This window comes from Vibrio sp. Vb0937 (assembly GCF_033338855.1).
This window is the reverse complement of record NZ_JAWOTK010000002.1, coordinates 21898-46841: the sequence shown is the minus strand read 5'-3', so window position 1 is coordinate 46841 and position 24944 is coordinate 21898. Positions and strand designations below refer to the sequence as shown.

Sequence of the window (24944 nt, the reverse complement as noted above, 5' to 3'; positions counted from 1 at the left end):
TACCATACAAAGGGTTAGCTTAAAACCAATTATAGCAACGTAATGCTACGCACTGATTGTGTGCAAATTTCGGTCATTATCGTGCAGTATTACTTTACTAATTCCATAACTAACCTGGATTCTTCGTCACCAAAATAATGCGCTTCTTCTTCTAACGTTTTAAAGCCAAGGGAGAGGTATAAAGACAATGCAGGTTGGTTCTTAGGATCGACAGTCAATTTCACGCTTGAGCCTAACGTCAACGACGCAATAACGTTTTCTAGGAGGGAACGCGCAATACCTTTACCTCTATGTTGAATATCGACGGCCAATGACATGATCCAATATTGATGTGCATTTGTGCTAGTCGTTAGCAATATATACCCTGCGACCTGCTCTCCCTCTTTTGCTACCAGTAAACTCTCTCCCCAACAATCAAAAGCTTGCCGAAAGAAAAATTGAGGATAGGCGTGTTCTCCAAATAAAGTATTTTCGAGCTTATATATGGCAAATAAGTCCTCTTTTTGCGCAGACAAGATGTCCATTCAATGACTCCTTCTTTAACATGAATGGCAGCAGTATACCTAAATCTCATCTAAATGACGGGACACAAACATCTCAATTAAGTGCTTAAGAAATGTAATATTCTTCCTGAAAATTAGGCCTAACTCACTTAGAACATACATCCGTGATTAAGTTTTAACCGCAAAATCAAAAACCACACAAGATGAAAATTTCAATACATATAACCATTAAATGCATCACATTTAAGAACTTTATTCTGGTTTATTGAAAAATTCATAGTTGGATAATTTACAACCACCCCAAATTCACAGCATTATTCACCAAGCTTCGCGTGTGATAATAAACACTAAAACCTTTACCATTTTCAGCATTATTATTTTTATAAAAGCGAGTTTTAAAGTGAAAGAATCTCGAAATGCCTTAAATCCTAGTGAAATAAACACAACCACAGCTTGGTCAAAACATGATACACATTGGGTTCTTAGCCTATTTGGAACAGCCGTTGGCGCAGGCATCCTGTTTCTGCCAATTAACCTTGGGATTGGTGGTTTTTGGCCTTTAGTCGCGATGGCAGTACTTGCTTTTCCAATGACCTATCTTGCGCACCGTGGCTTAGCTCGTTTTGTACTATCTTCTAAGATCAAAAACGCAGACTTCACTGATGTAGTGGAAGAGCACTTCGGCGCAAAAGCAGGTCGTTCTATTTCACTGCTGTATTTTCTTTCGATCTTCCCGATCCTGTTGATATATGGGGTTGGAATAACAAACACAGTAGATAGCTTCATGGTAAATCAGGCTGATATGGCTTCTTTACCTAGACCTTTGCTTTCTGGCGTACTAGTGTTTGCACTAATTGCTATTATGATGGCGGGTGAAAAAGTAATGCTACGGGCCTTTGCCATCATGGTGTTCCCACTTGTTGCCATTCTTGCCTTTCTATCATTTTACTTAATACCGAACTGGACCATGCCTGTCATGGATGTGCCAGAAGCGTCAGCTTTTGCTAGCACTATGTGGTTAGCAGTTCCTGTAGTGATTTTCTCGTTTAGTCACGCAGCTGCAATTTCAAGCTTTGCAAATGTACAACGTCGCCATTACGGTAAGCAGGCAGATGCCAAATCCGAAGTTATTCTTCGTCGCACTAGCATTATGCTGATTGCCTTTGTTCTTATTTTTGTATTTTCCTGTGTACTAACACTGTCACCTGAACAATTGGCTCAAGCAAAAGAACAAAACGTATCCGTATTGTCTTACTTAGCGAACGCAACCGATAATCCATTTATTGCAACACTTGGTCCTTTAGTAGCGTTTGTTGCTATCACTTCATCTTTCCTTGGGCATTTTTTAGGTGCGCGTGAAAGCTTAAATGGTTTAATTAACAAGCATTTTAACCTATCTGAGAAGCGTGTTGATCGTATCAGCGTGGCAGCACTGTTCTTCTCAATCTGGGCGGCGGCGATCATGAACCCAAGTATTCTTGGTATGATGGAAGCATTGTCAGGGCCTGTTATTGCAATGATCTTATTTATTATGCCAATGTTAGCGGTGTATAAAATCGAGGCGATGAAACAATATCGAGGAAATATCTCTACTTACTTTGTTCTAGCAGCAGGCATTGTGGCGGTAAGTGCATTGATTTTTAGCTTCTTCAGCTAATAACTAAAGACTAGCTTGGATTTTCAGGGGAATACCTTACACAAAGTTAAGGTGATTCCCTGAATTTTCTTACTCTTTAAAAGGTAATCATCGTTACCCTTGACTCTTAAATAAGAGCGAAAACACCCGCAATCATAAGTACTGAAGCAATGCAGGTACGGCCGATAATGCCGAAGTGCGAAGGTTGAATCATTTCATTATGCATAGTTAATCTCCTATTTATTATAAAAGCCATTTTTTATTGGCTTAATAACACTATGTCTAATATCCAGTTTTTTAACAACCCATACAAACATTAAATATTTATGACAGAAACGTAATTTTTTACACTTCACCCTGATTTCGAGCGATGAATCCGCGGCTTAAACCACTAGATTGAGTCCACCGAATATGCTCACTTACCTTCCATCGTTACCCTACCTATGCCATCTTCCAATCATTACATAAGTTTTCAATAGATTTTGTTTTTATAAATCATAATATTATAGAGATCCTTCTCGTATCTCACTCCCAAAACATTTTGCCACTGGGAATCCATCCGCACTTAACCAACAAGAAATGGTAGACTTAACTGGTATTCGGTTAAGAGATCACATTTTATTAATACGCTCATGCACTTCTCAATTAAAAAACTGGCTTACGCACTTTGTACTGCACTTGGACTTTTCTTGCATCCCACCAACGTACTGGCGAGTACCGAAAAGCAAGCTTATCTGGAAGAACACATTTCAGCAGAAAGCAAGCCCATGTTAAAACTCTACTTTCGCTCGATGGGTAAGCCGCGATCAATTCAAAAAGATGAGTTAAATGCGCCACAGAATGCATCAGCGGAGTCTCTTGCTCTGTATTACTTTGCACGAAAGTACCTTAAGCGTTACGAAGGCGTTCCATTACCGAAAGATATGCCCGATTTAATCGAATTCGGTAAAAAGCACCATTTGGAATGGGTCGTCGCTGAAGCACAGCTCAATAAGGCTGTAACAATGATTGAGCAAGACGATAACTGGAACGCAGAATTGTTACTCCATGACGTTGTTTCTACAGCCCGTGATCTTGGTTATCTAGCATTAGAAGGCCGTGCTTACCGCTGGTTAGGCAATCTAGAAGTATCTCGAAATCAACTACGCAGTGGCCTAAAATATTATCGCAATGCCTATGAGTTATTAGAAAAAACAGTGTTTGAAATACAAGTCGCGATGACACTGAACAACATTGGGACGGTCTACATCGACGCATCAGATTGGGCTCGGGCCAACAGTTACCTAACGCAAGCTCTCGACACTTACCTAGAGAGCGAATATCAATACGATAATAGCTTTTTTATGGGGGTTATCTACGCAAACCTTAGCATCGTTCACTCGAGCCTCGGAGATAACAAAAAAGCGGAATATTATTTCAATGAAGCCATTCGACTTTCAATGCAAACGGGGTCTGACACAGTCAAGCACCACTCTTTATCCAGCTTTTCACAAATGTTGAGCTCGGTAGGAAAAATTGATGATGCATTAATGGTCGCACAACGTTGCGTAGACCTGCCCATTCCAAAAAATCTAGAAATGCTAAAAACGTCTTGTTACGAGGCATTTGCAGAGGCTTACCTCGCAAACAAACAATACGATAAAGCTATTACAACAGCGCTTAACGTTCTAGAACAAACCAAGTCAACCAGTGAATTAGAGCTGCGGCAGCGTATTGATATGCTTTCGGTACTGGTAAACGCTCATCAAATTCTTAATGACTATGAAGCCGCTTTTCATTATTTAACCCAATTAAGAGAGCTGGAGGCTGAGTTTTCTCATCATATTCATGGTGAAGAGATGATTAACATTAAGTTTGATCTCGAAGCTAAGTTAGCCCAGAAAGAACTCAAATTGCTAGAAACAAAAAATGCGCTACAAGCGTCTGAACTGCGTTCGCAGCGCTATCGAGAAATGTTCTACTTTATCGCTATTACGGCAATTGGTGTCGTTGGTTTTCGTTACGTACTGCGCGTTAGACGTATTAATAAAGCACTCACTCAAGAAAATACTACCGATCCGTTAACTCAACTGCATAACCGTCGCTATCTTCACATTTGGCTGGACAAAATGGCTCGTAGAAGCCCAGATAGAACATTTGCCTTAGCAGTTTTAGATGTTGATCATTTTAAAACCTTTAATGATCAATATGGACACGATATTGGCGATAAAATGCTGACTCATATTGCCACGCTATTTAATGAATCCACTCGCTCTGGTGACCTACTCATTCGTTGGGGTGGAGAAGAGTTTGTCCTATTATTCGAAGTACAGCGAGCTGAAGATTGCGCTAAGTTTTTGGAGCGATTGAGATATACTGTTGAAAACACGCCATTGGTGGTTGACTCTAAACCATTAAACGCGACAATTTCCCTTGGAGCAGTGGACAAACTGTCGGCACAAATAATTAAACAAGAATGGGATCAATGGTTTTTCTTGGCAGACCAAGCTTTGTATGATGCGAAGCAAGCTGGTAGAAACCAGTTCGTCATTCATCCTACATCATAAAAAAGCACACATGAAAAAAAATCTAATCATTATTACTTTTGCGCCTCTATTTCTTATGGCGTGTAGTAATCAGCAAGCATCTCAACTGGGAATGCGCAGCAGCAGTGTCAACGTATATGCCCAGCAAATGAGTAACACTCAACTATGTGAAACTCTCTACTACAACCGTGCAACTAACCAAACCAAAGTGGCGATTGGTGCTGAGTTCAATCGACGTGGATTAAACAAAAAGTGGTGTGATAAAGAATTCGATAAGTTGTACATTAAAAAGTGGATTGATAACGTGCTGCCTAAGGAAAAAGCCGAACCTAAGAAACCAATGGCAACTATTCAACCCGCTCCAACTAAATAACCCCCCCTCTTGAAGCAGACGGTACACTCGTATTTTCTGCTTTTCACTTTTCATGCATGTTCGATGCGACATATAAAAACCTCATAGTTTCAGTAAATTAACAAAGACTTATGTTGTCCATCGAACTTTTAATGTAAACAAGTTGTAAATGGTTTTCGTCCTTATTCTTTGTCGTTAGCTTTGTTTGTTCCTGTTAGCGGAATATGAAACAGGAACTAAAAAATTCCAAACAAAGACATGAGGTCAAAAATGGAAATACGCATTAATCGCCTATTTGCTGCTATGTTGGCAGTAGGCATTGCACCTGCCGTCTCGGCGTTTGATCCACTCTATTCTGAACAATGGCACTTAGACAACACGGGGCAAACTGCGTTTGCGGCTAATCCTGCTGTTGCTGGGAACGACTTAAACACTAAGCTCACTCAGGCAATGGGGATTGCAGGTGTTGGTGTGAAAGTTGCTGTTATTGATTCTGGAGTGCAGATCGATCACCCCGACCTTGCAGGTAATATAGTTACAGGTAGCAGAAACTTCGTCGAAGACTCTTCATTCCCACCAAGTTATCCGGTTGATACTAATGGTCATGGCACTGCTGTAGCCGGTTTGATTAGCGCCGTCGGCAACAACGGTGAAGGCGGACGCGGTGTCGCTTATCACTCTTCCCTCATCGGTTTTAACTGGTTAGCCAACCAGACATTAGAAGGCTGGTTAATCTCCCATGGCATGGACCCAGCAACACGCGATGTTCGCGTATTTAACCAAAGTTACGGTTTCAGCCCTATAAACCCGATTACTTTTGATGAAAGCGACCCTCAGCTAAAACTTGAAATGGACGTGATGAAAAACGTCAGCGAGAGTAACGCATGGGGTCGAGGTGCTGTATTTGTAAAGTCAGCAGGTAATGGTTACCGTTATTTCAATGCAGGGCGATTCTTCGTATTGCCAAGTAACTTCTTTGCTGGTGGAGACAATCAAGGCTTACCGATGCACAACTCTGCTCAGTCTTATGATAACGCCAATTACTTCAATCTAGTCACTAGTGCATTGCGAGCGGATGGTACGAGAGCGAGTTACTCATCGGTGGGGTCGAACGTGTGGGTTGCAGCACCAGCAGGTGAATATGGGCAAGATTTCCCTGCTATGGTCACCACTGATTTAATGGGTTGTGAAGAAGGGCAAAATACCAGTGATGGCCTTGGCATTAATGGGTTACACGGCGGAACGGAGCTCGATCCGAACTGTAACTATACCAGTACGATGAACGGAACCTCATCGGCTGCGCCAAACACATCGGGTGCCATCGCGGCAATCATGTCAACCAACCACGCACTTTCTGCTCGTGATGTACGTGCTTTACTAGCGGAAACAGCAAAAGTAACGGATAAAGCGCATCCAGGCGTACAGCTTGAATTTACTAACCATAAAGGTGAACAGGTTAGCTACGAGGCAATTGCCCCTTGGCAAAAAAACGCAGCAGGCGTAGATTTCCATACTTTTTATGGCTTCGGCGCTGTAGATTTAGATGAAGCGATGCAACGTGCTCGCATGACGAATCGTGTTTTGCCAACTCAAGTCATTACGCCATGGGTTAATAACGCTACAGAAGTAAGTGTACCCGATGCAAGTCTAGTTGGTGGTTCTTCAAGTATCGCCATTGCCGATGAGCTGACAGTAGAATCCGTTCAAGTGACATTGACACTGGACCACGCTCGTCTGCCCGACTTAGCTATCGAGCTCATTTCGCCATCAGGGACTCGTTCCGTTTTGCAAACACCGCGCAATGGTCTTGTTGGTCAATCTCTTGATTCATCGATTACTGGCTACAAAGATCAATTAATGTTGTCTAACCAATTTTATGGCGAAGATGCAAAAGGCGAATGGACGTTGCGAGCAATAGATACGAACGGCGATGAAGTCTATTCTTACATTGCATATTTCAACTCTTCCACCATCTATGACGTTCCGATGGCAAACAACGCTCAGCCCGGTGTTATTAAGAACTGGTCGATGCGCATATTTGGACACTAAGGAGTCAATAACATGAAATACAAATCATTTTCTATGCTGGCTCTCGTTATCATGACGTCGAGTGTATACGCTGAGCAACAGCTCTCTCAACAGCCTGCACCAGAACTGTTTGTGCCATCAGAAGCGGTTGAGATTAATGGCCAAGATTATCGAAAAGTGCAAACTGGCACTATTAGAACCCTATCTGAAGACGTAAAGCTTCAAGCGGGTGATGAGGTGTTTAAGAATGCGTTTAGTAACGTATCCAAAGCCACTGGACTGGTTTATATCACCGTAAACAATCCTAACGAAGCGAAAGCAGTCGCCAAAGAGTTAAAATTAGAAGTTATCTTCGCAGAGGGGGAATCAGCGGTGTTAAAAGCATCTCAAGATCAAGATCTGCTAAGTATTAGCGACTACCTAAACGCAGACAGCCGGGTAAAAGCGTCTAAAATTGAACTAAACAGCGGTAAATACCGTGCACAATAATTCTCTAACAAGAGAAGTTGGCCTGTAAAACCATGCCTCAGCGATTGCTGAGGCATTTTTATGGGTAGGAACAGATAGGCTATTATTCTTTAATAACATTTCGCATAACCAGTATGATACCTAAACACCCTACTCGCCTGCGCCTGTCATTTCTTAAACAAAATAATTTCCGTTCTTAGCTCTTCTTCCGTGGTTTCCTTCGGGCTATTCAGATAGCGTTCGATTCCTAAAGGACTGGTTTTGACTTTCATACCACTCTGACGAACCAAGTTCATCGCTAAAGCCCATGCATTTCCCAAAAACTGATATTCACCTCGGTGTTCAACGACAAATGTTTCACTCTCAGGAATGGTACCGGTAACCGCCCCTTGAGGCGCTGGTACTGAGTTATGAAGAGGAAAGCAAGTGATAAACTCGAATGTACCTTTCTGCATATCCATCGACTGGTAATAACAAAACAATTCACCATTCACGGATAGGGTTTCGTCACTAATTAACTGTTCTAGTTGCTGAACATGCTTCTCAATTACTGAACCTAATTCCTGCAAGCTAGCCACACCCTTGATCCCAATGTAATGAATTTGAGGCAACGTTCGGTTACCTATTTCGACTAAGTCTGAATGCACTCTTCCGGTTTCAAGCTTACTTTTGAGCATGCGTAACCCACGTTGATAATCCATCTCTATCATCGACTTAAACATACTTTTCAGAAAGAACAGATACCAAGGGACGCGAGATTGCATTTGCCATTCGACTAAACAGCCATTTTGTGACGGCGTCACGATTAGAGTCACCTTTCCATGGCTCTTGATTGGGCGAAAGAAATGTAGCTCCATATCTAATCGATGCTCTTGAGTACTTTCCAGTACAATCGCGCCAGTCCCAATACGCTGACCATTCCATTGATAACCAGCTCCAACGTGGCCCTGATTATCACTGAATGTCAGCTCGCAGCTTGGTTCAAGAATGATCCATGGTGACCAGCTGGGCCAGTTATTGAAGTTCTTGAGATAGCCAATAATTTCACTTTGATTCTTATTAATTTCAATACTTCGGCTGACCTGATAAGAGAGCATAACGGTTCCTCGAGTTTCCGCTTCACTAACTTCAGTCTAATTCAAATTCCAGTTTTTTCTTGTTTGACTACGGGTTAGATGCGTACGACAAGAAAAATCCAGAGCGTTAATTCTCACTTGAATCAATACGCGCAAAGCTAAGAGCAGAACTCCACTTTTGCACTAAATCGAACACCATCATCGTCCAGTACTAACGCCCACCCCATCCGTTCACATATTCGTTGTACGATAACAAGCCCACAACCATAACCAGCGTTGTACGTCTCGTTGCCATCGTGACGGTTTAGGATCTTAAGCGCATGACCTTTCAACTCAATTTCAATATCTCCCACACTATAGCTAAAGGCGTTTTTAATCAGATTGTTGATAACAATGGTCACAAAACTCTCTGGTGCCTTCACTACACCACTATGTTGTTCGTGCAAAGCGTAGTTCGAATCTTGCTTGGCAAATAAAGGAGCCAGCTCTTCCAGTTGTTTTTGTAAACAAGTAAGAAGCTGATGCTCTCCGTAATGTTGAGGCTCTATTTTCTCTTTACCAAGTAAGAGAAACGCTTCTGTCAGTACACGCATCTCGTCACAAGCTGACTGCATCCTCGTGATGGCTTTTTGCGCAACTCGAGGTTGATCAGGGAGACGCGTCAGAATGTCTGTTGAGCCTTTAATCACCATGATTGGCGTTCTCAACTCATGCGATGCAAAACGGCTAAATTCTTGTTCTCGTTTGAAATAGCCCGCGATATCGTTCTTATTATCCAGCAAAGTCTGCTCTATCTGGCGTGTTTCGCTGAACTTAGTTTCAACTTGGAAAGCGGGTTGATCCGGTGACATTTGGCTAATTTTGTCTTCAATTTGCGCTAATGGCCGAGACAATATTCGCACCATGTAAATGCCATACCCAACCATGACAAATGAAAACAAACCACCGAGCAGCAGCGTAAACTGATGCAGCGAGCTTTCGTATTCGTCCAAGTAATCATCGGAGTCATCTTGAAATACAATGTACATAAGCCCCTTCCCTGAGGGGTGGTTCAATACAACAAAGTGTTTGTCTTCTTCACCAAGCAGGTATTCGTAAAAACCAGGTGAAGTAAAAGAGAGCAACCAATCGGGTGTCGGTGCTTCACTCCAATATGAGTTGAATTCCAATACGTTTGGCAATGGCGCATCCCAGCCCTGTTTCTCGAAATTCTCACTATAAAGCGCAGCTTCAGTATCTAGCCAGTGATGTAAACTCAGCACTTCCAGTTTGTTTTCTGCCACATAAATCAGCGACCAAAAAAGAGTAAACATCACAAACGTCATGACCCCAAAACCCCAACGGATCTTGCGATAAATGCTTGGATATTCGTTATGCTTTAAGTCGGTAACCTTGTCCATGAATAGTCTCTAATCGTGATTCTTCAAAACCTTTGTCTAGCGCGGTTCTTAAACCGTAAATATGGCTACGAAGTGCATCACTTCCGGGTGGTTCGTCTCCCCACACACTATCGATCACTTCTGTGCGCGAGACCGCTGCTGGAGCACGTTGGAGGAGCAATTTTAAAATTTTAGTTTGAATTCGACTCAGCTTAATTTCTTTGTCTTTTCTCGTTACTTTTCCTGTCCGCGCATCTAAACAAATATCTGCAAATTTGAGCGTTCCGATATCTTGTCTTGGACCACGATTAGCCAAAGCATGAACACGCAAACTGAGCTCTTCCATCGCAAATGGCTTCATTAAATAATCATCTCCCCCCGCTTTAAAAGCCGCGATTTTGTCCTCTAGCGTATCTTTTGCCGTTAGGAAGAGAATTGGCGTTCCACATAACTTATCTTGTCGAAGCTTCTGTACCGTACTGATGCCATCGAGCTTCGGCATCATGATATCCATGATGATTACATCGTAATGATTTTCCTCGATTAACTTAATCGCAGCCTCTCCATGAAACGCACAATCGATAATCATGCCTTCTAGCTCAAGATAGTCTGCAATCGTCTCCGAGACGTTATGGTTGTCATCTACAATTAAAATTTTCATAAAATCACATTTCTTCACGATCTCTTCACGATATGCCCAATAAGATACAGGCAATTTCCTAAACTCGCTCGTAAATTGAGGTTAATACAATGAAAAAACTCGCTCTTATTTCTGTAGTAGGTTTGGCATTGTCTGGTTGTGGTGGTTCAGGTGGTGGCAGCAATAGCGATAGCACATCAACTCAACCAGCAGTGAAACCAAGTGTAGCGATTGGCTCTGTTGAAGCGGTCAACGCTGAAGAAAGCACGTTAACCGTCAATGGACATACGTATCGTGTGTCTGAGGTGGTTTATGACGACACACAAGTGCAACTGGCCGATGTAAAACCAAAAATGGTGGTTCGCGTGGGTTCAGATATTCGGCAAACTTCGGACAATGGCGTCCGAGTCATACTTGAACCAACCATTACTGGACGTGTGACAGCAATTGATCATGTGAAGAAAAAATTCACGGTAAACGGCGTAGAGCTGCAGTTTGACGATTTAAGTGATGATATAGAGGTCAACGACTGGGTGATGGTGTCATCATTGCCAACTGCTGATGCGGGTTATCGAGTGTTGTCTGTGGTCGAGCTCGACGTAGATAACGATTACCCAGCACTTGATAACGACTACGAACTGGAAGGCCGTATTACCAGTATCGATGCAAATGCTGGAACATTTAAGTTAGGTGGAAAAGTAACGGTGACATATAACAACGTTAACCAGCTTAGCATTGGTCAATGGATTGAAGCCGAAGGTGAAATGCAAAACGGTATCTTCATGGCACATGAGGTAGAAGTTGAAGGCTACGACGTCATAAGCAATGACAGCGATGTGGAAGGCATCGTCACTTGGGTTGCAAATGACTACAGTGAGTTCTCACTAAACTACCGAGGTGCATTCTTCATCGATAACGCAACACGATTTGAAGATGGCAGCAAAGCGAACCTAAAACAAGGCCAAGAAGTGGAAGTAACGTCTGTCATGAAAAATGGCAAACGCATCGCTACCGTTATTGAGTTTGAGCAACCAGACTTTGACGATAACAACCAATGGCAAGGTAAAGAATTTGAATGTGAAGGATACGTATCAAACTACGATGCTGAAGCAAGAACATTTGAAATCGAGCATTGTGAGAATGATGCTGATCAAGTACTAACTAACACCACCGTTGTGATTGATGCACAAACACGCTTCCAAGGCATTGAAGAACTTAACCTAAATGGTGCTCGTGTCGAAGTCGAAGGTGTGATCATTAACGAGCAAAATATTGCCCGTGAAGTGGAGTTAGACGTTTACGACAACTAATCCCTTCTACGCTTAAGAAAAAGTGTCACTTCGGTGGCACTTGTTCTTTTCACCTTACTTTGCTTCCCAAGCTCAAACCAACAAATTCTCAGTCAAAGCCTTTTCTCTCCGTTACACTTTACCTATGTTTCACAACATTGGTGACGAATATGAAAAAACGCAACCTCATTTTGTTAATCTTGTTTTTTGGTTCAGCCACGAGCTTAGCTAGCGTTATGGATCCTGACTGCGATGCAGAAAAGGCAGCTAAAGCCGCTGCGACAAAAGCCGTGGTTGGTGTTGGTGGTCGCTGTACGCCTAAAGAGGCACTGAAAGATACCGCAGTTGATGCAGGAAAAGACAAATTGCCAGATGAAGGGGTGGCGGGTAAAGCTGTTGATGCAATGACACCGGAAAAAGAGAAGAAAACGGTGAAAGACGTAACCAAAAAGCTCAATAAAGATTGATACGCTTTCTTGTAGTTAACTTTAATAGCGAAAATCCCCCCCCAAAAAAAAGAGCGCCGATTGACGCTCTTTCCGATCTCTAATAGATAACCAATTATGCGGTCTCTGCTTCACCTATCCAATGATAATGGTGGTTGGCTTTTTTCCCCACTAAACCGAGCTCTGCCAATTCTTCAAATACCTGGTCTACCTCTTCCGCAGACAGCCTAAACTGTTTAGCAACAGCTTTTTTGGTGCACGTAATTTGATGCGTTTTAAGTGCATCGCTAACTTGCTCTAACAAAGTTTTCGGTTCCTTTGGTTCTTCTGGCTCCGGCGCTACTGGTATTTCTTGCTCTTCTTCCTCTTTTATATGAGGAAGATAACCCGCAGGCGCTGGATCTATATCGCGAACTGTTTTCAATATCATGCCCTCATTTCTGCGATAGAAATATCGGAACCGTTGCTCTTCACCAATCAAGCCAACAAAAAATGCAGCAAAGAAGTCCAAAAGAATCGAAAGAAATATAACCAAGCCAAGCTGAGCTTGCTGAGAGGTGGTACCAAATGCGTTAGCTAGACTATCAATTAAACCAATCACTGAGCCTTGCGTCACCGGCGGTAAACTATCACGCTCCATAGCCAAGCGTTGCTGCTCTTCACGTAAGGTTTTGTTTTGCTCCTGGATGCGAGTTACACCAGTCGCGATACGTTCCATCTCGATGTATTTCTGCGCTGCCATATTGTTGAGCTCAATCTGCTTATCGATTGCCGCAATCTGACGATTAAACGCTTCCACTTTCGCCTGCTCTACCGAAATATGACTTTGTGCACTATTGGTTGCACTATTAATCCCACCAATACTACCGCCAATGGAAATCGCAGCTAAGACTAAATAAAACACGAGAGCGGTTGCTGCTCCTGTGTAGTTGCGATGGGCTCGGCGCTCACCGTATTCATACCAAGCGTAAAATTTACCTGCTTCAAAAATGATCGCTAAACCACCAAATAAGGTTTGCATCATCGGGTTTTCGTCGATAGACAAAAACAGCAATAGAGAAAAAATAGTCGATGCTAAAATCGCAGCACCGGTGAATGCATATACACTCACCATGGCAAATCGACCTTTAGGGTATCGATATCCAATCTGTTGTTCGTATTTCATTTGAGAAATTTCTTAAGATTAATCGCCCCTCCGACTAAGTAGGACGGACGTTTCTGGCATGTACAAAGGAGCGCAGAATACCGTATCCTTTATTAAATTACTGTCATAATTCCGTTAATCGAAAACAAGTGAAGATTCGGTGTGCATTTTGAATCGATATCAGCCAAATCTAGCACGTAAAAACACCACCACGACACCCACTAACCGAAGCTTCAGTGACATATAAGAGAGATTAATTCGGTATCTTCAGAAGCGACTAAGCAAGACTGACAAGTTGAATTGGAGGTTGTGAATGTCAGCCGAATCAAGACATTAAAGCGTTAAAAATAGGCAACAAAACAAATAATGCACACTTGCATCACCTTTTAGTAAACTGATAATTACATTGTTTGGTTAATTTGTTAGTATCCCGCGCCGAAGAAGATAAGCACTCAATTGTATGGAAAACACTCTAATACAGCACAAACACCATCGCTTGCACGCTATTGCGGTTATTATCGCGGTGTTGTTTCAGTTGTATTTAGCGTCCACAGCCGCTCTTAATCCTACACAAGTTCACAGCACAACTTGGCTCAACAAAGTCCAAAGTGAAAAGGTTTTACTGTGTACCGCAGATGGTTTCAAATGGGTGGAGATCAATACGTTGATTGAGGCTAACGCTCAATCTTCTTCTAAGCTCATCCAAGATCTTAACTTACACGACGGCTTTCAGTTTGAATGTCCGCTTCTTCAAGCTGTTCAATTCTTTCTTCTGGTTGCGATTGGGCTTTACCTGACAACCATCCATTGGCTGCGCCGAGTAAAGTATGCACTGACGACTTATCATTTTTCAAAATGCGATAAGCTCGTTTACAAACACATCGCGCCTAAGCACTCTCCGCCGAGTGTTTTTCCTGCCTAACAGGCATCTAATCATTGACAACTTTATTCAAAAATAACGATGACTCTGTTTGTTGTCCATTCAGAGAAGCTATTCATTCAAAAGGAAAAACACATGCTTAAATCATTTAAAACCGCCGCTATCGCGCTTATTGCTGTCATCGCTAGCCCACTGAGTTTAGCGCACGATTATGAAGCAGGAAAAATTCATATCGACCATCCATGGAGCCGCGAAGCGCCACCAAACGCACCTGTTATCGGTGGTTTTTTTCAATTAACCAACCACGGTGACAGTGAAGATGCATTGATCGCAGCAGAAAGCCCAATCGCAGGACATGTCGAAATTCACACGCATAAGAAAGAAGATGGTGTGATGAAAATGATTAAGATTGACGAAGTGCGCGTTCCAGCCAATGACTCAGTGCTGTTTAAGCCAGGCAGCTTCCATTTAATGATTTTTAACCCGACACAAACTCTTAAAGAAGGCGACCGCTTCCCTATGACGTTAACATTCAAAAACGCGGGTAAAGTGGAAGTAGAAATGGCGGTTGAAAAACAAGGTCACATGGAAAAACACATGCACCATTAATGACGTAAACAAAAGTGCCCGCTGATTTAGCGGGCATTTTTATCTCAGCTTAGTCAAAATCATTATTCCGGTAGATCCTAACTCGACTCTTCAGAATAATGGTGATGAATAACGCTCGGCGAAACGGGGTCACATATCATAACAGCGTGCTCGGGCAAGAGATTCTAAATCACGCTCGTCCCTCGCTATTCAGAATGACCTTGAAAGACTTAAGATCCTAAAAAGGTTCCCTACCCGCTTAAAACTCAACCTCTCGACAAAGTTCTCCAACCATCACTTGGCAAGCCTGAATGAAATCATAAGTTTGGCAACAAAGACCCACGGTTAATCAGCTTTCTTTCTACTTGAAACAAACCTCAGCCCAACGAGCTAAGCCGGCAGCTATATGCTCAATTGTTTATATATCCCGATTCTCCTGACTAGATACAAATCATGCACGACCGTAAAAGTCGATATATGCCACTGGATGAGTCAGCATCTCAAAAAAGTACGTGATCGACTTCTCATTGTTGGTGTTTCTCTGTTTATCAAAATCATTTGTATTACAATAATACTCTATGTTAAATAAAAAATCCTTTCCAACTCTACAAACATGAGAGAACACCATTATGTCTACTAAAATTGCATTTATTTCTGGTGCTACTGGCGGTATCGGCTTCCAAGTAGCAAAGCGTCTTGGTCAGGATGGATACACGGTCATTCTAAACGGCATTGAAGATGAAAAAGGTTCGGAGTGTGTCTCCAAACTACATAACGCAGGAATTGAGGCTGAATACTACGGTTTTGACGTTACAGATGAACATGCCGTCGATGAAAACATCAATGCTATTGGTGAAAAATACGGCAAAATCGATGTTGTCGTTAATAACGCAGGTGGTCTTGGTGGTCGTAGTCCTATTGAAGGTATGGAAACTGCTTTTTTCCGTAAAGTCATGGCTTTAAACCTCGATAGTGCATTCTTCGTATCACGCGCAGCGATTCCATTTCTAAAAAAGTCTGATAACGCATCAATTATCAACTTCACTTCAAACGCTGCTTGGAATGCAGGTGGTCCAGGTGCAGGTATTTACGGTACATCAAAAGCCGCCGTTCATACATTAACTCGCGCTTTAGCTAAAGAGTTAGCTCCGGCTGGAATTCGAGTCAATGCAGTATCTCCTGGCACTATCGATACACCATTCCATGCTCAAATCAAAGCAACCAAGCCTGAAGTATTTGCTTCTTGGGCAGACAGTATTATGCTTGGACGCCTAGGCAAGCCAGAGGAAGTCGCCTCTGCTATCTCTTTTCTGGTAAGTAAAGATGCATCATTCATTACCGCAGAAACACTGCAAATTGGTGGTGGTCAAGCTTTAGGCATTTAGTACCAATAAGTCTTTTTACCTATCAGTAAGTGCGCTTTAGTACTGATTTGATAACGGCCGCAGTATGTTTGTACTGCGGCTTATCCTTATACCACCTCGCCTTTCACCCCATTTGTAACGTTTCACCCATTTTTTGGTATGGACAGTATTCCTCTAGCTGAAACAAAATCACTTGTATTACAATAAATTTTATTTTTTACGTTATTTAAGCCTCCTAAAGGCTTTGTTCACGATAAAAATGGAAGCGTGATGAATCCGCTTTTCTTATATACACTGATGAATAAAACCCTCACAAACCTTACTTACATCTCACTTTTAGAAAAAATCCATCCCAAGCCCGCTATGCTCATAATTTTCAATTGCAAAAGCCACAATAGTCATTATGATTATCAACAAGCAATATAATCATACAATAGTATTTTTGGAGTTAAAATGACTAAACCTATCATTGGTTTCATCGGCCTAGGCTTGATGGGCGGAAACATGGTTGAAAACCTACAGAAACGTGGTTACGAAGTTGCTGTAATGGACCTCAATAAAGATGCTGTTGACGCAGTACTAGCTCGTGGAAACGCTTCTGAAGCTTCTTCAGGTAAAGAACTAGCAGAGAAAAGTGATATCGTGATGCTGTGCCTAACAACATCTGAAGTTGTCGAAAAAGTTGTTTACGGAGACACTGGTGTTCTAGCTGGCATGTCAGAAGGTAAAACACTCATCGACTTCGGTACATCTATTCCAGCTTCAACGAAGAAGATTGGCGCTGACCTTGCTAAGAAAGGGGCTGGTATGATTGATGCGCCTCTAGGTCGTACACCTGCCCACGCAAAAGATGGTTTACTGAACATCATGGCCGCAGGCGACGTCGAAACATTCAATAAGGTTAAGCCAGTACTGGACGATCAAGGTGAAAACGTATTCCACCTTGGCACACTAGGCTCTGGTCACGTAACTAAGCTTGTGAATAACTTTATGGGTATGACAACCGTAGCAACCATGTCTCAGGCATTTGCTGTTGCTAAACGTGCTGGTGTTGATGGTCAACAATTATTCGACATCATGTCTGCAGGACCATCAAACTCACCATTTATGCAATTCTGTAAGTTTTACGCCGTAGATGGCGAAGAAAAATTAGGCTTCTCTGTCGCAAACGCAAACAAAGACCTCGGTTACTTCCTTGCTCTATGCGAAGAGCTTGGTACAACTTCCCTAATTGCAGAGGGCACTTCTAAGAGTCTACAAGCGGCAGTTGATAAAGGCCTTGGTCAAAATGACGTTCCAGTCATCTTCGACTACTTTGCAGACCTAGAAGCTTAGTCACACTCAGTTGTAACTAAAAGCCCAGCTACCAATGTAGCTGGGCTTTTTTTGTTTTTCCTCTTCCCCAGACGCTCATCACTCCTTGATACCCTAGCCACTCCTTTAAAGTTTTGCAGGGCAGCCTCTTCCAATTCTCTTATATATTTTCCACTAACACTTCAAAACCTCTCTCCTATTTCTGGCGTACGCCTCATTAAAGCTACGTCTGATTTAATGCTTTTTCTTTGCTAAGAAGGCACACATATTTATTTAAATAGACAAAGCATCAGGTTTGGGGTGTAAAGTGTAAACACAGCGTGCAAAGAAAGTTAGATTGCTTTTTCGCTTTAGGCTGACGACTCTAATGCGAATATAGTCGCACCTTATTGGGAGTTCCCCAATACAACGAATAACAACAAACGATGCGCCACGCTTTCTCAGTCAGCGTGATCAAAAAATCCCACGGCTTTAACACCGCGGGATTTTTCATTGAGAGTCTTTAACTTTGGTTAGCTTTTCGCGTTAGCTAACTTTGGGCTTTTAGGCCCTCGGGCTGCGTTCACCAATAGAACACCCACCGAGAGAACAATCGCACCACACAAGATAAACAGTAGTCGACCAGATGGTTCATTTGGAATTAGAGCCATAGCTAGGATACCGAAGCCCGCTACGCTGATAAGCTTACCAAGCATGCCGCGCTGTTTTGTATCTAGGTTCTGCTGCTCTTCGCTATCAGCCACAAGTGGCGTATTCCAGTTCTCGAACAATTGGTCCACTTCTTTCTCACGTTCAGGTGATAGACCTTTGTAGAAGAGAGTTGTCAGCAAGAAGAAACCACCGGTGAAGATAACGTGTGCCGCTAAGCTCAAGCCAACTTTTAGGTCTGCCCACTCACGTCCTGTAAACGCTTGCTCTAGACCGAATAGGCGCTCTACATCTTCTGCTTGTAGTGAGATACCGAAGATGTAAGAAACAAAGCCACCAACAACCAGTGTTGCCCAACCAGCCCAATCCGGCGTCTTACGAATCCACATACCAAGTAGTACAGGAATCAGCATTGGGAAGCCAATTAATGCACCGACGTTCAGTACGATATCGAACAGGCTCAAGTGACGTAGTGAGTTAATGAATAGACCGATACCAATGATGATGAAGCCCATCACGATAGTCGTTGCTTTACTCACGATAACCAGTTCTTTTTGCGACGCTTGTGGACGCACAATCGGGCTGTAGAAGTTCATCACAAAGATGCCCGCGTTACGGTTAAGACCAGAGTCCATTGAAGACATGGTCGCCGCAAACATTGCTGACATAAGAAGACCCACCATACCTGCTGGCATTACGTTTTGTACGAATGCTAGGTATGCTGCATCACCACCTACTGAGCCGTATTGCTCTGCGAAATCAGGCATAAATGCCGCAACGTACCAAGGTGGTAGGAACCAGATGATAGGACCAACAATCATCAGCACACATGCAAGACCTGCAGCTTTACGTGCGTTTTCACTGTCTTTTGCACATAAGTAGCGGTAAGCGTTGATGCTGTTGTTCATGACACCGAACTGTTTAACAAAGATGAACACAACCCAAAGGATAAAGATACTGAAGTAGTTCAGGTTGTTACCCAGCATGAAGTCGCCGTGAAAGTTCGACACGATGTTTCCAATACCGCCACCATGGAAGTATGCCGCCACCGCACAAGTGATCGTCACTGCCATGATAACCAGCATCTGCATAAAGTCAGATGCAACAACCGCCCAAGAGCCGCCTGTTACCGCCATTAGCATTAGCACTAAGCCCGTAACGATGATGGTCGCTTCCATAGGAATGTTGAAGACCGCTGCCACGAAAATCGCAAGACCATTCAACCAAATACCGGCCGAGATCAAGCTGTCTGGCATACCAGCCCAAGTGAAGAACTGCTCTGAAGTCTTACCAAAACGTTGACGAATTGCTTCAATCGCCGTCACTACACGTAGTTGGCGGAACTTTGGAGCAAAATAGAGGTAGTTCATAAAGTAGCCAAATGCGTTGGCTAAGAATAGGATTACAACAACGAAACCGTCGTTGAACGCGCGTCCTGCGGCACCTGTAAACGTCCATGCTGAAAATTGCGTCATGAAGGCGGTAGCACCTACCATCCACCATAACATCTTACCGCCCCCTCGGAAGTAGTCACTGGTTGAGGTAGTGAACTTACGGAACATCCAACCAATTGCAACTAAGAAGAAGAAGTAGGCAAGAACAACAAGAGTATCAATAGTCATTTTTTCAGCCTTTCAAGTTTGATCATTTTCTAACGTCTAGACTACTCTTCTCATAACCCCATTTGTACTACAATAAGCTTTAATTGTGATCTAAAGCATAAGTTATTTAACGAAAAAAACACGTCAAATCCCTTACTTTCTTAGACCAATGGCTTTCTAGGAGATAATTGCCACTCAGAACGCCTCAACATATTGTAATACAAATTGTCTAATTGAAATTTATTAGAGTATGGAATATTTTTCTTCTTCGCGCTTTGTCTGAAGATCAAAAATGCGCGGCATTTCTTTGAAGGAAACGTAATGAGATGTTTCGAAAAAATTGGATAGAAAGTAGGATTTATATGAATGCGATTCTTAACTCTCGCCTCTTTAAAGCTTTCAAACACAAATAAGCGAGCACTGAGGCTCGCTTTTCATTCTTTTCGCTAGTTTTATCGGGGTGTTACGACACTTATGCTACGTGAGCTACTGCGTCGCGAACCAGTGTCCCTAGTTCATCCCACTTACCTTCATCGATAAGTTTTGTTGGAACCATCCAAGTACCGCCACATGCCAGTACTGAAGGGATAGACAAGTACTCGTCTACGTTACCTAGGCTCACGCCACCTGTTGGCATGAATTTCACAGGGTAAACCGCCGTAAGTGCTTTAAGCATACCAACACCGCCAGATGGCTCAGCAGGGAAGAACTTAAGTGTACGCAGACCCATTTCCATCGCTTGCTCAACTAGGCTTGGGTTGTTTACGCCAGGTACGATAGCCACACTTTTGTCTAGGCAGTATTGAACCGTGCGAGGGTTAAAGCCAGGGCTTACTATAAAGTCCACACCAGCTTCGATCGCTTGGTCAACTTGCTCGTTAGTTAGGATCGTACCTGCACCGATCAGCATTTCTGGGAACTCAGCGCGCATAGCACGAATCGCTTCTGCAGCACACTCTGTGCGGAACGTGATTTCAGCGCAAGGCATACCGTTTTCAACCAAAGTGCGGCCTAGAGGAATCGCATCTTCTGCTTTGTTAATGGCAATAACAGGAATTACTTTTAGGTTTGCTAGTTGTTCGTTTAATGTCGTCATAAGAGTGTACTCGTCGTCGTTAACTTGAGTTCAATAAATCACTGCGGAGCGCCGATTACTCAACGCTCCGCAAAAGAATTACAAAGGAAGATCTGGCATCACTTCACGTGGAATGATGGCACCTTTATGTTGAATTACCGCGCCAGCCATACAGTGGCCAGAGTAAGCCGATTCCGCTGCATTGCCGCCAGTCAAACGCTTCGCCAAGAAGCCTGCACTGAAAGAATCACCAGCCGCTGTTGTATCAATCACGTTGTCGACTTTGTTTGGCGCCACATATTGCGCTTCGCCATTCGCGACAACCAAGCAATCTTTGCTACCACGTTTGATGATGATTTCATCCACGCCCAGTGCAGAGGTTCTCTCGATGCACTGTTCTAGATGCTCGTCACCGTAAAGCATTTGCTCATCTTCAAATGTGAGCAGTGCGATATCTGTGTGCTTAAGGATCTTAAGGTACCAAGACATGGCATTCTCGCGGCTTTCCCACAATTTAGGACGGTAGTTGTTATCGAAAATAACCTTACCACCTTGTGCCTTGAAGCGCTCAAGGAAGCCAAACAGTTGCGTCTTACCTTCTTCAGTAAGGATCGCTAATGTAATACCGCTCAAGTAAACCGCATCGTACGAGTAAAGTTTGTCGACTAATAGCGGAGACTCGTTTTGTTCGAATAGGAACTTAGCGGCCGCTTCGTTACGCCAGTAGTGGAAGTAACGTTCGCCAGTTTCATCGGTTTCGATGTAGTAGATACCTGGTTGCTTTTCTTTAACAGAAAGAACCAGACTAGTATCGATGCCCTCTTCTTGCCATGCTGATAGCATTTCTTGGCTAAAAGGATCGTTACCCAGAGCCGTTACATAGCTGGTTTTAATATCGTGAGCTTTGGTCAAACGAGATAAATACAGTGCGGTATTCAACGTATCACCACCGAATGACTGCTTTAGCTGACCTTCCTTTTTCTGTAGCTCAACCATACATTCGCCAATGACCGCGATGTTTAATGATTTCATGTTGTCACCTTAGCAACTGAGGTTGCGCTATAGATTATTTTAAGAAATCTTCACGTGCTGGGTTGAAGATGTCTAGAAGAATGCTGTCTTGCTCTAGTGCAACCGCACCGTGCATCATGTGCTTACGAGCAAAGTATGCGTCGCCTTCTTTTAGTACTTTCTTCTCGCCTTCGATTTCCGCTTCAAAGCTGCCACGTACTACGTAACCGATTTGATCGTGGATTTCGTGAGTATGCGGAGCGCCAATCGCGCCTTTATCAAAACATAGGTGAACCGCCATTAGGTCATCTGTGTAAGCAACAATTTTACGTTTGATACCGCCGCCTAGCTCTTCCCACGGGTTCTCATCTAATACAAAGAAAGAATTCATCGTCATACTCCTAAAAAGTCTCTATTAAAGCGAACCCTACGGCACTTCATTCTTAACCATGCTTAATTAAAAGGTCCTCTTAAAAAAGCGTCGTATTGATAAAAGTGAAACGCGAAGCGAAAGGGTCTGCTGTCGAATTGGTAACGAGCATATCCGATCTATTTTAATTGTAATACAATATATCTAAAAATATGTGATATTCATCAAACGGTGCTAGCTAAAGCATTCCACTTAACGATTGATAACGCCGAAACATCAGTCACAGCAAGGATTACCACAACAATATAAATCAATGGGTTAGCTAAATTCGCGTGATTTCACTCTCCCTTTTTGCCACAAAAACTACACCCAAACTTAATATTGTATTACTTTATAGAAAGTTTAAGAAAACAACACACTTCATCTGAGGGTGGTAAAGAAATGACTACACAACCGATTTTGTTGACTGAAGCAGAAGTCGAACTACTAAGAAAGGAAGTCGGAAAGCCGAGCTTAATGGGCAAATCCATTGAAGCGAATCGCAAGGAACTTGAAGCCTTCATGCGTCTACCTCTAGACGTACCAGGTCACGGCGAAGCGGGTGGCTACGAGCACAACCGTCACAAACAAAACTATACCTACATGAACTTAGCGGGTCGTTTGTTCTTGATCACTCAAGAAGAAAAGTACGCGCAGTTCGTTAAAGATCTTCTCGCTATTTACGCAGAGAAGTACCTCACTTTTGATTTCCACGTACAGAAAAACACTAACCCAACAGGTCGTCTTTTCCACCAGATCCTTAATGAACACTGTTGGTTAATGTTTACTAGCCTTGCTTACTCTTGCGTGGCATCAGTGATGACAGAAGAAGAGCGCACAGCCGTTGTTGAGCGCATTTTCGAACCAATGCTAGACATGTTCACAGTGAAATACGCGCACGATTTCGACCGTATTCACAACCACGGTATCTGGGCAGTTGCTGCTGTTGGTATTTGTGGTCTAGCTATTGGCAAACCTGAATATCTAGAGATGTCGGTATACGGTCAAGACCGTGATGATACCGGTGGCTTCCTAGCGCAAATCTCACAACTGTTCGCCCCTTCTGGTTACTACATGGAAGGTCCGTACTACCATCGTTATGCGATTCGTCCAACTTGTGTATTTGCAGAAGTAGTGCACCGTCATATGCCTGAAGTAGACATTTACAACTACAAAGACAAAGTGATTGGCAACACAGTACAAGCGATGCTGGCAACGGCTTACCCGAATGGTGAGTTCCCTGCCCTAAACGATGCATCTCGTACCATGAGTATTACCGACATGGGTGTTCAAGTTGCAGTGAGCGTTTACAGCAAACACTACGGTATGGATGACAACATCCTAGGCATGGCGAAGATTCAAAACGCCGTTTGGATGCACCCTTGTGGTCTTGAGCTTTCTCAAGCCTATGATAAAGCCATCGCAGACCGTGAAATCGGTATGCCTTTCTGGCCAAGTGTGGAACTAAACGAAGGTCCAACGGGTAACAACGGAGCGCAAGGCTTTATCCGTATGCAGGATAAAACCGGTGATGTGTCACAGCTTGTGATGAACTACGGCCAACACGGCATGGGACATGGTAACTTCGATACGCTTGGCATTACCTTCTTCAACCGTGGTCAAGAAGTGCTGCGTGAATACGGCTTCTGTCGCTGGGTAAATGTAGAGCCTAAATTCGGCGGTCGTTACCTAGACGAAAACAAATCGTACGCACGTCAAACTATCGCGCACAACGCGGTAACGATTGATGAGCAATGTCAGAATGGTTTCGATGTAGACCGCGCTGATTCAGTGCACGGTTTGCCTCACTTCTTTAAAGTAGAAGGCACTGAAATCAACGGTATGAGCGCGTTTGCGAACGACCATTACCCGAACACAGACATGCAGCGCAGTGTGTTCATGCTTAACCTAGATGAGCTTGAAGCACCGCTATTGCTAGACCTTTACCGCATCGAAGGTGAAGGCGGGCATCAGTACGACTACTCTCATCAATACGATGGTCAAATCGTACGTACTAACTTCGATTACCAAACCTTTGGTGAACTGAGCACGCTTGGCGATGACTTCGGTTACCAACACCTTTGGAAAGTAGCAAGCGGCAAAGTGCAAGATACGGCGCTGGTTAGCTGGCTACAAAACAACACCTACTACACTTGGTTAGGCACAAGCAGCAGCGCGAAACAAAACGGTGATAATGAAGTAATCTTCACTCGCACTGGCGCCAATGACCCAAGCTTTAACCTACGTAGCGAACCGGCATTCATTCTACGCAGCAAGGGCGAATCGACGCTATTTGCTTCTGTGCTAGAAACACACGGCTACTTCAACGAAGAGTTTGAGCAGTCTGTGAATGCACGTGGTCAGGTGAAAGATATCCGCGTCGTGGGTTACAACGCCGTTGGCAGCATCGTAGAAATCACGACTGAAAAATCACTAGTTACTGTGATGATCAGCAATGTGCTAGGCGCTGACGACCAAACCCCACACCAAGTAGAAATGAACGGTAAAACCTACAGCTGGAATGGCTTCTACTCTCTAGAAGTGAACGCACTCGGGCAGGAGAAATAA

21 protein-coding genes are annotated in these 24944 nt (G+C 43.3%); 12 read left to right on the top strand and 9 right to left on the bottom strand.

Going from position 1 to position 24944, the window contains the following annotated elements; all coding sequences use genetic code 11:
• Positions 1-89: 89 nt before the first annotated feature.
• Positions 90-524 (bottom strand): GNAT family N-acetyltransferase, encoded by a 435-nt coding sequence (locus tag R7P67_RS03785; protein WP_017634213.1) that lies wholly within the window; start codon positions 522-524, stop codon positions 90-92.
• Between the two features lie 379 nt (positions 525-903).
• Here R7P67_RS03785 and R7P67_RS03780 point away from each other — a divergent pair, with 379 nt between their 5' ends.
• The 5 genes from R7P67_RS03780 to R7P67_RS03760 all read left to right on the top strand — a co-directional run bounded on the left by R7P67_RS03780 (position 904) and on the right by R7P67_RS03760 (position 7533).
• On the top strand, positions 904-2160 hold the full coding sequence (locus R7P67_RS03780) for an aromatic amino acid transport family protein (protein WP_130545589.1): 1257 nt from the start codon (positions 904-906) through the stop codon (positions 2158-2160).
• 611 nt (positions 2161-2771) lie between these two features.
• Positions 2772-4685: a tetratricopeptide repeat-containing diguanylate cyclase gene (locus R7P67_RS03775; protein ID WP_213895308.1), complete on the top strand. Its 1914-nt coding sequence runs from the start codon at positions 2772-2774 to the stop codon at positions 4683-4685.
• A 10-nt stretch (positions 4686-4695) separates the two neighbouring features.
• On the top strand, positions 4696-5037 hold the full coding sequence (locus R7P67_RS03770; protein ID WP_017820239.1) for a hypothetical protein: 342 nt from the start codon (positions 4696-4698) through the stop codon (positions 5035-5037).
• Between the two features lie 249 nt (positions 5038-5286).
• Entirely contained in the window at positions 5287-7065 is a 1779-nt protein-coding gene (locus tag R7P67_RS03765) for a S8 family peptidase (RefSeq protein ID WP_054579021.1), read from the top strand.
• 12 nt (positions 7066-7077) lie between these two features.
• Positions 7078-7533: a hypothetical protein gene (locus R7P67_RS03760; RefSeq protein WP_005375850.1), complete on the top strand. Its 456-nt coding sequence runs from the start codon at positions 7078-7080 to the stop codon at positions 7531-7533.
• Between the two features lie 146 nt (positions 7534-7679).
• On the opposite strand, the gene R7P67_RS03755 is transcribed toward R7P67_RS03760, so the two are convergent.
• From R7P67_RS03755 to R7P67_RS03745, 3 genes are all read right to left on the bottom strand, one after another.
• Positions 7680-8609 (bottom strand): SRPBCC family protein, encoded by a 930-nt coding sequence (locus R7P67_RS03755; RefSeq protein WP_017820241.1) that lies wholly within the window; start codon positions 8607-8609, stop codon positions 7680-7682.
• Positions 8610-8746: 137 nt separating this feature from the next.
• The gene (locus R7P67_RS03750) at positions 8747-9988 is read right to left on the bottom strand and encodes a sensor histidine kinase (RefSeq protein ID WP_017634216.1); all 1242 of its coding nucleotides are present in this window, start codon (positions 9986-9988) and stop codon (positions 8747-8749) included.
• Positions 9960-10628 carry a response regulator transcription factor gene (locus R7P67_RS03745; RefSeq protein ID WP_017820242.1) on the bottom strand — a complete coding sequence of 223 codons (669 nt, stop codon included), beginning with the start codon at positions 10626-10628 and terminating at the stop codon, positions 9960-9962. The genes R7P67_RS03750 and R7P67_RS03745 overlap by 29 nt, the downstream gene beginning before the upstream one ends.
• Before the next feature lie 89 nt (positions 10629-10717).
• Between R7P67_RS03745 and R7P67_RS03740 the strand changes: the two genes are divergently transcribed.
• Complete coding sequence (locus R7P67_RS03740) at positions 10718-11917, top strand: DUF5666 domain-containing protein (protein WP_017820243.1); 1200 nt, start codon at positions 10718-10720, stop codon at positions 11915-11917.
• Positions 11918-12066: 149 nt separating this feature from the next.
• A complete protein-coding gene (locus tag R7P67_RS03735) occupies positions 12067-12363 on the top strand; it encodes a hypothetical protein (RefSeq protein WP_005375845.1) in 297 nt (98 codons plus the stop codon).
• A gap of 94 nt (positions 12364-12457) precedes the next feature.
• On the opposite strand, the gene R7P67_RS03730 is transcribed toward R7P67_RS03735, so the two are convergent.
• Positions 12458-13507 carry a Preprotein translocase subunit SecY gene (locus tag R7P67_RS03730; RefSeq protein WP_262653030.1) on the bottom strand — a complete coding sequence of 350 codons (1050 nt, stop codon included), beginning with the start codon at positions 13505-13507 and terminating at the stop codon, positions 12458-12460.
• A 439-nt stretch (positions 13508-13946) separates the two neighbouring features.
• Between R7P67_RS03730 and R7P67_RS03725 the strand changes: the two genes are divergently transcribed.
• The 4 genes from R7P67_RS03725 to R7P67_RS03710 all read left to right on the top strand — a co-directional run bounded on the left by R7P67_RS03725 (position 13947) and on the right by R7P67_RS03710 (position 17653).
• Positions 13947-14408: a hypothetical protein gene (locus R7P67_RS03725; RefSeq protein WP_262653028.1), complete on the top strand. Its 462-nt coding sequence runs from the start codon at positions 13947-13949 to the stop codon at positions 14406-14408.
• A 93-nt stretch (positions 14409-14501) separates the two neighbouring features.
• Entirely contained in the window at positions 14502-14975 is a 474-nt protein-coding gene (locus R7P67_RS03720; RefSeq protein WP_042521048.1) for a copper chaperone PCu(A)C, read from the top strand.
• Between the two features lie 608 nt (positions 14976-15583).
• The gene (locus R7P67_RS03715; protein ID WP_033906984.1) at positions 15584-16339 is read left to right on the top strand and encodes an SDR family NAD(P)-dependent oxidoreductase; all 756 of its coding nucleotides are present in this window, start codon (positions 15584-15586) and stop codon (positions 16337-16339) included.
• 417 nt (positions 16340-16756) lie between these two features.
• Positions 16757-17653, top strand: a complete 897-nt coding sequence (locus tag R7P67_RS03710; RefSeq protein ID WP_374041267.1) for an NAD(P)-dependent oxidoreductase — start codon at positions 16757-16759, stop codon at positions 17651-17653.
• Between the two features lie 491 nt (positions 17654-18144).
• On the opposite strand, the gene R7P67_RS03705 is transcribed toward R7P67_RS03710, so the two are convergent.
• The 4 genes from R7P67_RS03705 to R7P67_RS03690 all read right to left on the bottom strand — a co-directional run bounded on the left by R7P67_RS03705 (position 18145) and on the right by R7P67_RS03690 (position 22358).
• A complete protein-coding gene (locus tag R7P67_RS03705) occupies positions 18145-19902 on the bottom strand; it encodes a sodium:solute symporter family transporter (protein ID WP_154203897.1) in 1758 nt (585 codons plus the stop codon).
• 451 nt (positions 19903-20353) lie between these two features.
• Complete coding sequence (locus R7P67_RS03700) at positions 20354-20977, bottom strand: bifunctional 4-hydroxy-2-oxoglutarate aldolase/2-dehydro-3-deoxy-phosphogluconate aldolase (RefSeq protein ID WP_262634917.1); 624 nt, start codon at positions 20975-20977, stop codon at positions 20354-20356.
• Positions 20978-21055: 78 nt separating this feature from the next.
• Complete coding sequence (locus tag R7P67_RS03695) at positions 21056-21988, bottom strand: sugar kinase (RefSeq protein WP_005437155.1); 933 nt, start codon at positions 21986-21988, stop codon at positions 21056-21058.
• A 34-nt stretch (positions 21989-22022) separates the two neighbouring features.
• Positions 22023-22358, bottom strand: a complete 336-nt coding sequence (locus R7P67_RS03690; protein WP_005450851.1) for a cupin domain-containing protein — start codon at positions 22356-22358, stop codon at positions 22023-22025.
• A 420-nt stretch (positions 22359-22778) separates the two neighbouring features.
• Here R7P67_RS03690 and R7P67_RS03685 point away from each other — a divergent pair, with 420 nt between their 5' ends.
• Positions 22779-24944, top strand: coding sequence for a heparinase II/III family protein (locus R7P67_RS03685; protein WP_258650177.1), 2166 nt, complete (start codon positions 22779-22781; stop codon positions 24942-24944).

Coding starts and splice junctions, on each gene's coding strand:
- R7P67_RS03785 (WP_017634213.1), bottom strand. CDS start 524: ATGGACATCTTGTCTGCGCAAAAAGAGGACTTATTTGCCATATATAAG.
- R7P67_RS03775 (WP_213895308.1), top strand. CDS start 2,772: ATGCACTTCTCAATTAAAAAACTGGCTTACGCACTTTGTACTGCACTT.
- R7P67_RS03770 (WP_017820239.1), top strand. CDS start 4,696: ATGAAAAAAAATCTAATCATTATTACTTTTGCGCCTCTATTTCTTATG.
- R7P67_RS03765 (WP_054579021.1), top strand. CDS start 5,287: ATGGAAATACGCATTAATCGCCTATTTGCTGCTATGTTGGCAGTAGGC.
- R7P67_RS03760 (WP_005375850.1), top strand. CDS start 7,078: ATGAAATACAAATCATTTTCTATGCTGGCTCTCGTTATCATGACGTCG.
- R7P67_RS03755 (WP_017820241.1), bottom strand. CDS start 8,609: ATGCTCTCTTATCAGGTCAGCCGAAGTATTGAAATTAATAAGAATCAA.
- R7P67_RS03750 (WP_017634216.1), bottom strand. CDS start 9,988: ATGGACAAGGTTACCGACTTAAAGCATAACGAATATCCAAGCATTTAT.
- R7P67_RS03745 (WP_017820242.1), bottom strand. CDS start 10,628: ATGAAAATTTTAATTGTAGATGACAACCATAACGTCTCGGAGACGATT.
- R7P67_RS03740 (WP_017820243.1), top strand. CDS start 10,718: ATGAAAAAACTCGCTCTTATTTCTGTAGTAGGTTTGGCATTGTCTGGT.
- R7P67_RS03735 (WP_005375845.1), top strand. CDS start 12,067: ATGAAAAAACGCAACCTCATTTTGTTAATCTTGTTTTTTGGTTCAGCC.
- R7P67_RS03730 (WP_262653030.1), bottom strand. CDS start 13,507: ATGAAATACGAACAACAGATTGGATATCGATACCCTAAAGGTCGATTT.
- R7P67_RS03725 (WP_262653028.1), top strand. CDS start 13,947: ATGGAAAACACTCTAATACAGCACAAACACCATCGCTTGCACGCTATT.
- R7P67_RS03720 (WP_042521048.1), top strand. CDS start 14,502: ATGCTTAAATCATTTAAAACCGCCGCTATCGCGCTTATTGCTGTCATC.
- R7P67_RS03715 (WP_033906984.1), top strand. CDS start 15,584: ATGTCTACTAAAATTGCATTTATTTCTGGTGCTACTGGCGGTATCGGC.
- R7P67_RS03705 (WP_154203897.1), bottom strand. CDS start 19,902: ATGACTATTGATACTCTTGTTGTTCTTGCCTACTTCTTCTTCTTAGTT.
- R7P67_RS03700 (WP_262634917.1), bottom strand. CDS start 20,977: ATGACGACATTAAACGAACAACTAGCAAACCTAAAAGTAATTCCTGTT.
- R7P67_RS03695 (WP_005437155.1), bottom strand. CDS start 21,988: ATGAAATCATTAAACATCGCGGTCATTGGCGAATGTATGGTTGAGCTA.
- R7P67_RS03690 (WP_005450851.1), bottom strand. CDS start 22,358: ATGAATTCTTTCTTTGTATTAGATGAGAACCCGTGGGAAGAGCTAGGC.
- R7P67_RS03685 (WP_258650177.1), top strand. CDS start 22,779: ATGACTACACAACCGATTTTGTTGACTGAAGCAGAAGTCGAACTACTA.